Raw genomic sequence first — 13,855 nt, forward strand, 5'->3', positions numbered from 1 at the left:
GATACTCCGCCATATTACACGCCGAAGTATCAATTTCAGCAAGGTGTTCATATAACTTTCCGCTTGTAAGCAGATTGAAATATAAGACTTTCTTGTGTTCCCTTAAATATTTTTCCCTCGTTCTTCCGTATTTTATGAGCGTAGACGGTTCTTCGTTTTCTATCGTCAAGCAGGGATAGTAATAATCTCCGATGAGTTCGTACTGGATACCAGTTCTTTCGTCTGTAATAAATCTTTGCATTCTGATTTCTCCTTTTGCTTCTTGTGATAAAATTCCAAAGATTTCTCGTTGTGATTTTGCTTTTGACATTCTTCGGAACAGAATTTCTGCTGACTGTGTGTAGGCCAGTAGGTACTGCCACACACAGCACATACACGCTGACGATAATAATGATTTCCTTTTTCTGCTTCTCTGTCGGCTTTTGTCTTATCCTGCCTTGCCTGATAGCAACAATCCTTTGAACAGAATATCTGTCGGTTACTTGTAGGCACAAACTCTTTTTGACAGTGAGGACATATCTTTGTCTTGACGATTTCTCCACCGTTTTCAGCGAGTTTTTTCGCCTTTCGCTTCTCTCGGTAGGCTTTTTCACGCTCACGCTGTTTTGCCAAGCGTTCCATCTCGATCTGTTCTTCCTGTGCCTTTATTTCAGCAAGTTCTTCTTCTGTATAGGCAATATCGACCCGCCCGACATAGTTGAAGTAAATATCAACCTTTTGTGTCCTTGCTTTTCCCACACCCTCTGCTTCATATACCACAATCTTGTCAATGAGTTCAGCAAACATCAAATCGGAAATTTCTGTCGGCTCTTTGCACTTGCGAATTAAAGAAATGAAATGCTTAATATCAACAGCATTTACTTTTTCTTCGGCAAGTTCCTTTTCCATTACTTCAATCTTCGTTTCCAATTCAGCCTGCTCGTCATCGTACTGCTTCATCAGTTGCTTGTACTGTCTTTCGGGCAGTAAACCCGAAACAAGATTTTCATACAAACCACGAATAAGTTTGGATAGTTCATCGTATCGCTTCTGAAAACGGAGCAATTCCGATTTATTCTGCTTTGGCTTTTCTGTCTGCTTTTCATTCCATAAGGCTTGAAGTTCTTTTGCAAAGGCTTCTTCGTCATTCAGAACAAATCTTGATAATCGTTTTACAGCCGATAATATCAAGGTTTCAACATTATCAGCACTAATTGAATGGGCAGAGCAGGAGTTTACTTTGCTTGCATACCCACCGCAACGGTAAGAATACTGCACCGAACGGTCTTTTTTACTGTAATGCGTTTGCAGGGTCATTCTTCTTCCACAATCTGCACAGTACAGATAACCGCTTAAACGGTTGCTATGCGTACCTTTTGTGGCTGTTCTGTTTGCTCGTTTCTTTCGCTTCTGAACGCTGTCCCAAAGTTCCTGCGTGATGATAGGCTCGTGCGTATTATAAAATACATACTGTTCATCTTCATCGGTATTCTTCCTTTTGTGCAGTTTGAAATTCGTACTGACCGATTTACGCAAAACGGTATGACCGAGATATTCCTGTCTGCTTAAAATCCCTCTTATGGTTGACATTCCCCAAAGATACGGGTCTGTAAACTTTATTCCATTATACTGTTCGGGGTGATATTCCCTTGCGTGTGCCGCCGGAATTAAAACCTTTTCTTCGGTAAGCAATTCAGCGATTGCTCTCGGACTTTTGCCCTCGTTGGCAAGCAGAAAGATACGCTTTACTACCTCAGAAGCCACAGGGTCAACGACAAGCGTTTGTTTGTCGGTTGCTAATCGGTTATATCCATAAGGAATAGAACCGCTGCAACGCTTTCCGTCTTTCATACGGGCATCAAACACAGCCTTGATTTTATTGCTTGTGTCTTTGGCGTACCATTCGTTCATTATATTCAAAAATGGGGCAAAGTCATTATCCGAAGCATTATTACTGTCAATGCTGTTGTTTATTGCAAGAAAACGGACATCTTTCTGTGGGAACAGAACTTCCGTATAAAAGCCGACTTGCAGATAGTTTCGTCCTAATCGGCTCATATCCTTAACAATAATCGTTGCGACATTTCCTGCTTCTACTTCCTTAATCAACTCCTGAAAACTCGGACGATTGAAATTCACACCCGAAAAACCATCGTCAGTAAAATGGCGGATATTCGTAAAGCCATTTCTTCGGGCGTAATCTTCCAAGTATTGTTTTTGGTTGGTTATTGAATTTGACTCACCATTAAGGTCATCATCTCTTGATAAACGCTCATAAAGTGCTGTAATCTTTGAAGTCCTTGACATTCTCTTAACCTCCTTTCCTTATGTAATCTGTTTAGTATTAAAAGTATTACTCCCTCTACTAATAGGAGAAAATAGGGGTACAAAGCGGAACTGTTTTTCAAGAAAATCAAAAAAAATCTTGAAGTTCCAAAACCGATTTTGATATCCTATTTTCAATTTAGGAACGCATTATTTATCGTCCTACTAAAGTATAGCCCTCCGGCGTAAGCTCAATAGTAGTTACTGTTTCGCCGTATTGAGCCGCCCAACTGTCAAAATTGACATAACCGTACTCTCTCAATAAATCGTACTGCAAGTATCGTTGCATTGTGTAAAGCTCAACCATTGAATTGCTTATCGGTGTACCCGTAGCAAAGGTTATACCTTTGCTGTCTGTAAGCTCGTCAAGGTATTGGCACTTCATAAACATATCACTTGACTTGTTTGCCTCAACCTGTGATATACCGCCTACATTTCGCATTTTTGAATACACAAAAAGGTTTTTGTAGTAGTGTGCCTCATCAACGAAAAGGCGGTCAACACCGAGTTCTTCAAAGGTTACTACATCGTCCTTGTCGCTTTGGTCATTGAGCTTTTTAAGTTTAGTCTCAAGCCTTGTTTTCGTAGCCTCCAACTGCTTGACGGAAAACCTTTCGCCGTTGCTTGCCTTTAATTCGGAAATACCCTCAATAATTTCATCAATTTGTTTTTGCAGAGTAAACATCTGTCTGCCTATGCTCACGGGTATCTTTTCAAACTGCGAATGACCGATTATGATTGCGTCATAATCTCCCGTTGCAATCCTGCCGCAAAACTTCTTTCTGTTCTTTGTTTCAAAGTCCTTTTTAGTTGTGGCAAGTATCTTTGCAGAAGGATAAAGAGTTAAAAATTCGCTTGCCCATTGTGATACAAGATGATTAGGTACAACAAATAAAGACTTGGAGCATAAACCAAGTCTTTTGCTTTCCATAGCTGTTGCCGCCATAGTGTATGTTTTACCTGCACCTACAGTATGAGCAAGAAGTGTATTACCACCATACATTATGTGTGCTATTGCATTTATTTGATGAGATCTTAATTTGATTTCAGGATTCATACCGTAAAAATTGATATGTGAACCGTCATACTCACGGGGACGAATAGAATTAAATCTTTCGTTATATATCTTACAAAGTTCTTCTCTGCGTTCGGGTGATTTCCATATCCATTCTTCAAAAGCTTGTTCAATTAACTTCTGTTTTGCCTGTGCAACAGAAGTTTCTTTTTTATTGAGAACAGCCTTTCTTTTACCGTCTTCTTCAAAATAGTCAAAAACCTTAACGGTTTTCTGATTAAGCGTGCTTTCAATTATATTATAGGCATTTGCTCTCACAGAACCATATGTGTTTTTCGCTTTAACATTACCTTTATCATAACTTTTACCCTCTATGTTCCATTCACCCGTGTATTTAAAATAATGCACCTTGATAAGAGGTCTTGTATATTGTGACGGCTCAAGTAATTCAAACACAAATTCTTGTATATATTTGCTTGGTATCCAAGTAGCACCAAGGCGAACGGAAATTTCACTTGCTGTTAAATCTTTAGGTTGCACCTTTTCAAGACATTTGACATTAACGGTATAAAGTTCAGGATAAATTTCGGCATTTTTTTTTGCAGTGCACAATTTTTCTCGTACATTGCCGGAAAGATATTCATCTGCAGGAAGATATTCAGGCTCGTTGCTGTTTGGAGAATATATAGGATTGAGAAATATAACACCTTGCAAATCTGAATATATTTCATCTTCGCTTTTACCGGTAAGCGATTTCATATATTCAATGTCAACACTTGCTTTCTCACCGATTGATACCGCAAGTGCTTCGCTTGATGTATCAACCGAAGTGATTTCCTTATGAGGTTTAATAGTTCTTTTAGTGAACATATCGGCTTTTCTTTCAAGATTACCGTTTTCATCAAGTATTTCAAGTGCAGATAAAAGCGAATATGAACTGTCTTGTGAAAAAGCAGATTTATTACCTCTGCTTGAAATCAAGCCGTAATCTTTTATGAATTTATCATAAAGATTGTTTAAGCGTAATTGTTCTGATTTAATTTCATCCTCGGAATAATCTTGTTCCTGCATAGCGATAAGACTGCGAACGGTATCCCGCAAGGCAATCATACCTCGTATACGATTTTCGGCAGTTGCAGATACATCAATAGGCGTCATTCTTGAATTTTCTCTAAAGTATATCTTTCCGTCTACAAAAGTATATGAAAAATTTTTTACTGTCGGGTCGGCAGGAATAAAGTTATCAATTGAAACATCATCACTAATACCATAATCAATAATCTCGCCTTTAATATTATCTACAGCTTTATCAAGCAATGTTTCAAGGTTGGTATCTTCATGGGCTTTGCAAGCAGTTTCAATACCGAATCTGCCTGTTTGCTCGACCATTTCGCCAATAATCATTTTGGGATGGGAAACAAAATACGAATTCATTTTAATACCGTTTTCATCGGTATCAAGATAAATCCAATCGCTTTCAATATCAACTATTCTGTCTCGTTTTTGGAGTATGAGAATATCAGAAGTGACTTCGGTTCCGGCATTACCTTTAAAAGTATTATCGGGCAGTCTTATTGCACCGAGAAGGTCTGCTCTTTGAGCAATATATCTCCTGATATTACTGTTTTCTTTATCCATAGTACCTTTAGAGGTAATGAGTATCATTATGCCGCCTGTTCTGACTTTATCAAGTGACTTCATAAAGAAGTAATCGTGAATAAGCGGGTTGTGCTTATCATATTTCTTGTCTAATACTTTAAAATCGCCAAAAGGTACATTAGTAGTAACAAGATCATAGAAGTTATCGGGTAGTTCCACCTTTTCATATCCGTTATTAACAATACTTGCAGTTTGATAAAGCTGTTGTGCAATAGCTGCCGAAACCGAGTCAAGTTCAATACCGTACACCTTACTGTCAGCCATACTCTTTGGTTTCATACCGATAAAATTACCGATACCACAAGACGGCTCAAGAATATTGCCTTGCTTGAATCCAAGATTTTCAGCAATATCATAGCAAGCCTTAACTACTTCTTGAGGAGTATAGAAAGCCGTTAATGTACTTTCTCTTGCTGCATTGTATTCTTCGGGCGATAAAGCAGATATGAGTTCGTTATATTCATTTGCCCAAGACGAGTTGTTTTCATCAAACGCTTCGGGAATACCGCCCCAACCGACATATTTTGAAAGAACAATTTGTTCATCGGGAGTTGCAAAACGGTTATCGGCTTCACATTTCTTCAGAACCTTAATAGCTTCCATATTCCTGTGAAAGCGTTCCTTTTTGCCTACAACCTCAACAGGATGTGCGGCAAAATCAAAATCGTGCCTTTGCTCAACAGGAATTTCGGGATGAATATCCCACTGACTATGTTCAGTATGCTGTTTTGTGTTTTGAGCGGGAATAATCTGTTCTTTTTCTGTCGGTAAATATTGTCTTACAAATTCAACGGTCTCTTTGCGAAAGATAGGAAAGCCTGTCCCGTCGGCAAAAGTTTGGTCCGCCATAGATACATAACCGTTACTGACGGAATCAACAACAAAGTGCCTGCCGTCAATATCTATTTCTTCACCGATTAAGTCTAAACCTTCATCAACCTTTTCTTTTTCTGCCGGTTTAGCAAACTTACTCGGTTGCTTAACTTTTGGTGCAAGGTTGGGATAATCATAAAGTTTGAATGTGCCGTTTTTGTAAGCTATAAAGTCATCATAGATTTGCTTACGGTACTGATACATTCTGTCCTCTTTATCCATAAGAGCCAAAGCATTTGACATCATATTTTCAATATCATCAAGTGCCTGTGGGTTGTCAAGTTGAGCCTTAATAACTCTTGAAATCTTGTATGGTTCAATATCATTCGGATAAGGCTTTGCATCGTTCTCGGATAAATTTTCAAAGAACGATTCCAAATCTCTTGCTATTTCGTTTTTATATATATCGGGTATAGCGTCAATATCCTCTTGCGTTACGAATTTGTCTTGCTTGATAAGGGTATCTATTCTTTTTGCGACATCGCTCCATTTAATAAGGACTTTTGCATAAGGCTCCATAACCGAGCCGTGACTGAATTCGATACCTTTTGTTGTTTTATTAACGCTGTCATTACCGCCTAAATATCCGCTTTGATTATCCTTGCCTACATATTTAATTCTGTCTGCTTTATCAGGGTGATTAACAAAATAGGTGTAGGTTTCAAGCCTATAAGCGTGGCTGTTTTTACCGTTTGTGATAATCTTGTCTATCTCATCTTGCGAGATGAACATTTTTCTGTCAGGAAGATAACCCGATTCAGCTTTAAACCTAATAGGCTCTCGTTTCATACCCTCAATAATTTCTGCAATATATGGTATAGAATATTGAGCTGCATAATTAAAGCGAATGATTTTTATACCGGCATTGTAGTCATCCATCAGACTGCCGTACTCTTTGAAGATTTGAGTACGCTTTTCATCATCCTTGAGCATATCGGTGATTTTTTCAACCATATCGGGATAACCGAAAACACCATCAATTTCTTTTTGTATTGATTGCAGACAATTATCTTTATTGGGATAATCGTCACTCAAATCTCGGATAAATTCTGTAAGCCTGTCGGCAACTTTATTGAGTTCGTAGTCATCGACCTTGTCAAGTTCATACTGCGGCATATATCTGCCTACATCAAGAAGTTCACGAATACGAACAGCCGCTTGTTCCCAAGTGAGATGTGTTGCCGTACTTGTTTTAGCCGATGTACCTTTAGCAATATTTATACCGTTTTCGTCATACCAAAAGGATACTTTTTCGCCGTTAAAGACAAAGCCTGCACCGTTAGTACCGTAAAGAAATTTGAGCATTCTTGCGTTATACTCAACACCTCTGTCCCGTCTGAAATGCATAGCAATTTGCACTCTGCTGTTTTTATCATTAAAGCCACAGCAAAGTGCTTCATCAATAATCTGTTGTGAGATGCCAAAATCGGTAAAAAGTGATGTTTGAGGTATTTCATCATATACAGGCTCGTTATCATAAGAAAAGCTGAACAAATCAAGCTGTGTTTTTTCTTCCTTTTCTGCATTAAGATACTTGCCGTCATTGATAAGTTCTTTAATGATACCGATAACAATATCCCATGAAAAAACGGACTCCTTAGTTCGGGTTTTGTAGTTACCCTCATACATAAGAAGTCCGTTATCGGCTAAAGTAAAGCCAAAGTGTTTATTGAATTTATCGTACTCATCAAACCGTCTTGGATACAGCGTTTTGGTATAGTTTATGAGTTCATTATCCTTTTTGGTGGTTTGATAAGCCTTTATGATTGCAGGCTTTCTTTGCACCAAATCATCATCGGGATTGCTAAGCATATACCTGATAGCCTGTTCGTCAACAAAAGGTGGCAGCTCATCGGTTACATTGTGAAAATCAGTTCGTTCAAGACTGTTTCCCTCGCTGAGTTCTTGATATTGTTCATCATTCCCACCCAAGTCATCATATCCGTTTGCTTGAGTTTCTCGGTCACTCCTTGTGCTTTTGCCATCTGAGTTATGATTTGTTCTTCCATCTGCTGTGCCTGTTCCTGAATCGACATCAGGTGTTCCGTCAGTTTGCAGGTTGTCAATAAAGTTGTGAATGTCGCTTTCTTGTGATTTTTGAGATATTCCTGTCTTTTCTGTGCGTAATATCCCATTTGTTCCGTCTTTGTCGGCATAATCAGGTTCGGATAAAGTTGCCCTCCGACTTGTGTGTATGTTATCTTCATTTGAAGTGCTCCTTTCGTTTTTGTTTTCATCCTTATTGTAAGGACTTGTTGAAGTTTTTTCAAATATGCGATTTTCTTTTTCAAGTGCAAATATGGTTTTTGATATTTCAAGGAGTGCTGTTTTTGAAATATTGTTTGTTGCTTCACCGAGGGCATTAAAAGTATTCGGTGTATTGAAATTAACAACATCCTCAAAATCTTCCGTATCAAGCATTAAATCAGCGTCAACACCAAGCCTTAAGAGAACTGTATACGAAACGCTGTTTGAAACCAATTTACGAAACTTTGATGAAATAATATCATCGGAGAAATCTTCAAGAAAGCTGTCTTGCTTTGCACTGCAAAGTTCAAAAAGATAATCGGACAAATTGTCGCTTACAGCGTTTTCACAAGCAGAGATGACAGCACTGCCTAAATCGGATTTGTTATCAACTGAACCGAAAGTATTTTCAAGTGTCTTAATCACATTATCGGTGTATTCATCTTTCATATGCCAAATAGGGACTTCTTTTGCCTGCTCGACTTCGTGTGTATCGCTGACATCAAACACATATTTAAGCCTTGGATAGTTTTGATTTGACACATCAAAAAGTGCAATGCCTTTAGCACCTTTATTGACCCATCTGCCAAATTTCCTGTTCCAGCTTGCCATAGGTAAAACTGCAACAGCGTCAGGCTTTTGAGCATAAACAAGAAGTTGTTCACTAAACGGCAAGCCGTAGTTATTGCAAGAACTTTTTAAAAACTCCTGCCAATTACTCGGCGAACGGATAACATCCTTTGAAACATCATCATAAAGAGCAGAAATGAGTTCAAACCTTGTAGCCATAGTCATCACCTTTCATCTTGTTTACCTCCGAGATATGAATAGAGCGTGTGCTTTTTAACATTTTCTTTAATGGCACATATAACCTTAATTTCTTTAATAGAAACATTCGGCAAATCAAGCATCTCTTCCGTTTTCATATTCAAAATATCTGCCTCACTGCATTTACCTGCCTTAAACAGCTTTAAAAGTACTTTCGTTTTTGTTTGGAAATCTGTATCCATTTTTACCTCCGTATATATTAAAAGCGGCAACCGAAGTTACCGCCCAAATAAGTTTATTTATCGTTTTTATTTTTATTCCTGACTTGAAGAAATACAAGCCCTGCAACAATAAAGACAACGAGTACAATAGACACAATCGTTTTAACTGTCATTATCTTTTACCTCCTTTTATTATCGTTCATCACGTTCTCGGTTATGTCGTTGTCTGTCTTTGTCAAAGGAGCGATACATTTCAGCCTTATCGGCAACTCTTTGACCAAAGTCTTTTAACGCATCAAATTTGTTTTCAATATAATGACCGTAATAATACGAGCCGTTATTACATTCCCAAGTGACATATTGCTTTTCTTTATTTGCGGTAGTCCTTTCGCCGAGTACGATTTCACCTTTACCGATGGTTACGGCATTGATAATGGTGTAGCCTGCATTAGTTCTGTCACTCATTATCTGTGTCTCCTTTTTTCTTTCTCTTGATAAAGAAATATACACAGCCTGCGATACCGACAAGTGAAGCACCTGCAACACCTAAAATTTGATTGATATTCCTTTCGTCTCCTGTCTTTGGATTTTCAAGTTCAGGGACTTTAATCGTTACTGTTTGTCCGTCATCGTTAATGTCAGCGTGAGTAGTTAATTCAACCCTGTCACGATACAATGTCTCAAAGACTACAAGTTCGGTATCCTTTTTAATAGCCGAACCGTCAAAAGTAAAGGTAACCTCTACTTTGCCATCAGCCTTATCGGGTACAAACTTAACTGTTGAAGTGATTTCTTTGCCTTTAACTTTGAACGGTTTACCTGTGGATTTATCCATCAATGTGCCTTTGATAACATATTCGGTATTAGGTACTAAATGCTTGTACTCAACAGTATCTTTTATGGATATTTCGCCTTTTGCAACTGCTTCCTTTTTACCATTAACGGTTGCCGTTGTCTTCAGTTCGGGTACTTTATTATTGATTGCAGTAAGTTCAACCACTTGCTCATTATCTTTGATTATCACGGTAAAAATATCTTCATTATCAAGATAGCCGTCGGCAGGTTTGATTTCTTTGATAAGGTATTCACCGTAAGGAATATTGCTAAAGTTGAAGATACCGTTTTCATCGGTAACGGCAGTTAAAATTGCTTTATCTTCTGTAAATTCGGTAGTGTCCGATTTAAACAAACCAAAGGTTGCACCCTTGATTACTTCCTGCGTTTCTCTATCGACTTTTAAGCCTTTAACAGAACCATAAATGAGATTGTTTTCGATAGCTTTATCGTTATTGACTTTAATATCAATAACCTTGACATCTTGACCTTGATATTCGGTATCGAACTCATATTTTGTATCAGACAAGATATAGTGCTCATCGGTTGCGATTTCTTTTACATACCACTTAAAGCCTACCGGTAAATCACAATCAAAAGATATATTTCCGTTCTTGTCACAATTTGCAAAGGTAATTAAAGCGTCTTTTGGAATAACATCGCCGTTATTTGCTTTGATGTCTTCACCGGCATAAATACCGAATCTTACAGAAGTAATTTCACCGTTATTGCCGATACCGAATGTCTTATCATTTGCCATAATCTTTTTAAATGAAACCGAAACCTTTTGTCTATCGTTATACACCGAAAGGTCGATTGAGGTAACGGAAACATTCTGTCCTGCATAGGTGAGTTCAGCATCATACTTGGTGGCATTATGAACATATCCGTTTGGTGCAGTCTTTTCAATCACAGTATATTTACCGAGATAAAGTTCTTTTGATTTAGCCACACCGTCATCATCGGTTGTGATAGTATCAACCAATGAGCCTTGATCGTATCTTACAGTACCATCAAGTGTAGTAATATCTTCAGCAGCATAAATTTCAAATACCGCACCTTTAAGATTGCCTACGCTGTATTTTGGGGTATATACACCGTTATTTTCTTCAACAGATAAAAAAATCTCACTGGTTTTTGTAATGTTGATTACGCCCTTTTGAGCCATATCCTTTGCTTTGACCTTTACTACGGTTACGCCTGTATCGGTTGAAGCGTTTTCCTGTGAAATTACAAACGGAATAGGAGTATCGTCAAGAACATATCCATACGGTGCTTGTACTTCTTTGAGTGTGTAATATCCATACGGCAGTTTTTCGGGCGTGATTAAATATCCATCCTTGTTTGTGTAAAAGGTATGAATCGATGTTACTTGAGGGTAGGTGTACTGCATTGTAATTCTATGATTGTTGCTATCGTAAATTTCAAAAGCAGCACCTTCGTATGGGATTCGTTTACCTGTTTCTTTATCAAGTTTGACCACCTTGAGATATGATTCAAAATTCTTATTGTTGATAAGGAATTTGTAAGTCTTGCCGTCTGTATTGATAAACACATCAAAATCGGTTATTTTTTCTCTGCCATCCCATCCCTTTGTTTGATGAACTGTATATATACCGTATGGAAGTAGTTTTGTACTTGCAAAACCATCCTGATCACAGACGATTGTATCTCGCTCGTCTTTATCGGCATTTACAAATGAGCCTGATGATTTAAGATAGACTTGAAACTCTGCACCTTTTTCGGGTGTTTCGATTTGAGTTTCACCATCATCCGTATGTTTGATAATGCTGATTTTACCCTTGATAACTTGCTCCATAACAGTCATATCGGGTGCTGTGTTATATTCAATGTTGTAATCCCTTGGATCCGCACCGACTCTATACACAGTATCATTTAAAAGATAACCTTCACTTGGACTGATTTCTCTAACAGTCCAGTCTGTACCGCATACGAAATAGTCTGTTGTAAAAGAGCCGTTACTGTCGGTTGTATATTGTGCAACAAGTTCATCGCCTTTATACAAACCATAAACAGCACCGCCTAATTTTGCATCACCTTGTGCGTGACCTTTTTCGTAGTCTTGTTTTGTGACATTAACCCTAAATTTTTTAAGTGTGTTATGAAACGCTACCGAAGTTGACTGATTACTTGCAATAGTAATTGTCTTAGACTGATTTGGTACATATCTATCCATATTTTCCTCTGTGATAGTGTATGTTCCCGGTGCTAATCCTGAAAGTGGTATTTCTCCGTTTTCATCTGTTGTGAATGTTTTTGAAAAATCTTTTGGACCCGTAAAATGGAATTTTATTCCACTTATAACTCCATCTTCGGATGTCTTAATGAGTTTCATTCCACCGACAGAAGTTATTGAACCTGAAAACGCTATTGAAACAGGGTCATAATATGCCGAATAGATAAGCTTTTGATATGATTCACTTCCATAGGGATAGTAAAGCAAAAGTTCATCGTCATCGCCTGTACCGTCTTTGTAATATTCACCGTTAGAAACTCTAAAACTTGATGCTGTACAAGATTCATCAACCTTAACAGTCAATGAATTAGAATTCTTTTTATGAATAATGCTCCAGCCGTTACCTTTTTTAGTAAAGGCAGGATAATCACACAATACTTTATTTGTGTCTGTAACAATAAGGCTTCCTCCGGGAAGAACTCTACCAACATTTGTTTTATTAAACGAAGGCTTTTTATCAAGTTTACTCATACGCTTTTTTGCATTATCACACCAAGTTTGATAGCCGCTGTCACTAAAAGTCCAATTTGTATTTGAACCAAAGATTGACCACACTTTTTTCTGACAGTAAGCCATATCCTGCCAATCTATCGAGTTTCCGTGTTCAAGGTAATATCCTGCAAATATCCATTTTGCCGCTTTAATTGCATTATCGCTTGCCATAGCTTTTTTGCCTTTAAGATATGACGAACTCGGCGATGTTGTGCCGTATTCAATACAGAAAAGGGGATAAGTTGTACCGCCTTTTTTCGTAATATGAACTTCGTGTCCGTAATGCTTTGAAACGCTTACATCAAGTTTGTTTGCACCCGACACCGCACCGAGGTTTTCCGTTGCTGCAAAAGCACTTAACGGAAACATCATTGTAACTGTTAATACCGACAAAAGGATCGCCACAATTCTTTTGCCAAAACTTTTGAATTTATCTTTCATAACTTTTCCTTTCTGCCTGTTTTTAGGCATAAAAAAAGAGAAGATTGTTACATCTTCTCGGCTTTGATTTATGATATTGTTATTTGAAATTGCCTGTCCATTTACCGCAGTAACCGCAACTCCAGCATTCATAACCTTGTGGGCAGTTAGCAAAATATTCATTGTCGGATATTTCTCCGCTTTCCCATTTGTCTGCCCATGATTTCATTACCGAATCAACATATGCTTTAACATCCGATTTGCTGTCAAACCATCTGCCCATATTGCCGCATTTCATTGAATGATTATTGTTATTACTGCATTGGCTTGCTTTTTTGGTTGTTGGTTGTTTTGATGTAGTTGTCGGTTTTGTTGTGTTTTGTATTACCTTTTGAATTGCAGTTGTTTCTTTTCGTGAGGAAGTTTCAGCAGTTGTTGGCTCTGTTGTAGTAACCTCTGTACTACTTTGATTTTCTTTGACAATTTCACTATTGTTATTTTCTGTATTACCAACCGAAGAAGAAACAGCCAAGCTTTCATTAACTGTTGTCTTATTATCAACGTTATTGCTATTTCCATAACCTGCAATAAGCATTGTTGCAATCACAATCGTTGCTATTAAACCGACTCTTTTCATAATTAATCGCTCCTTTCACTTTCATATTATTCCTGTGTAATTTTAAAAGCAATAGTGCGATTTTAATTAGTTCATAAGCATCATTCCTTTTAGTTTTGTATTGTTTATATATACTCTCTTATATAGAG

Annotated in this window: 8 protein-coding genes; all 8 read right to left on the reverse strand. The window is 37.8% G+C overall.

Features of this window, described 5'->3' with window-relative positions:
* A partial coding sequence (locus Q0E03_RS03650) for a TnpV protein (protein ID WP_297129649.1) occupies nt 1-241 on the reverse strand: 241 nt, incomplete at its 3' end.
* Nucleotides 166-2,286: a recombinase family protein gene (locus Q0E03_RS03655; RefSeq protein ID WP_297129651.1), complete on the reverse strand. Its 2,121-nt coding sequence runs from the start codon at nt 2,284-2,286 to the stop codon at nt 166-168. The genes Q0E03_RS03650 and Q0E03_RS03655, both read right to left, overlap by 76 nt.
* Before the next feature lie 172 nt (nt 2,287-2,458).
* Nucleotides 2,459-7,663 (reverse strand): DEAD/DEAH box helicase family protein, encoded by a 5,205-nt coding sequence (locus Q0E03_RS03660; protein WP_367270230.1) that lies wholly within the window; start codon nt 7,661-7,663, stop codon nt 2,459-2,461.
* A gap of 44 nt (nt 7,664-7,707) precedes the next feature.
* On the reverse strand, nt 7,708-8,247 hold the full coding sequence (locus Q0E03_RS09085) for a TnpV protein (RefSeq protein ID WP_367270231.1): 540 nt from the start codon (nt 8,245-8,247) through the stop codon (nt 7,708-7,710).
* A 645-nt stretch (nt 8,248-8,892) separates the two neighbouring features.
* Nucleotides 8,893-9,108, reverse strand: coding sequence for a hypothetical protein (locus Q0E03_RS03670; RefSeq protein ID WP_297129653.1), 216 nt, complete (start codon nt 9,106-9,108; stop codon nt 8,893-8,895).
* Nucleotides 9,109-9,279: 171 nt separating this feature from the next.
* Nucleotides 9,280-9,552: a hypothetical protein gene (locus Q0E03_RS03675; protein ID WP_297129655.1), complete on the reverse strand. Its 273-nt coding sequence runs from the start codon at nt 9,550-9,552 to the stop codon at nt 9,280-9,282.
* The gene (locus Q0E03_RS03680) at nt 9,545-13,273 is read right to left on the reverse strand and encodes a SpaA isopeptide-forming pilin-related protein (RefSeq protein WP_297129658.1); all 3,729 of its coding nucleotides are present in this window, start codon (nt 13,271-13,273) and stop codon (nt 9,545-9,547) included. Before Q0E03_RS03680 ends, Q0E03_RS03675 begins: the two co-directional genes overlap by 8 nt.
* Nucleotides 13,191-13,727: a hypothetical protein gene (locus Q0E03_RS03685; RefSeq protein WP_297129660.1), complete on the reverse strand. Its 537-nt coding sequence runs from the start codon at nt 13,725-13,727 to the stop codon at nt 13,191-13,193. Before Q0E03_RS03685 ends, Q0E03_RS03680 begins: the two co-directional genes overlap by 83 nt.
* Between the last annotated feature and the right edge of the window lie 128 nt (nt 13,728-13,855).

Source organism: uncultured Eubacterium sp. (assembly GCF_934525195.1).
Lineage (GTDB): Bacteria > Bacillota > Clostridia > Oscillospirales > Acutalibacteraceae > Eubacterium_R.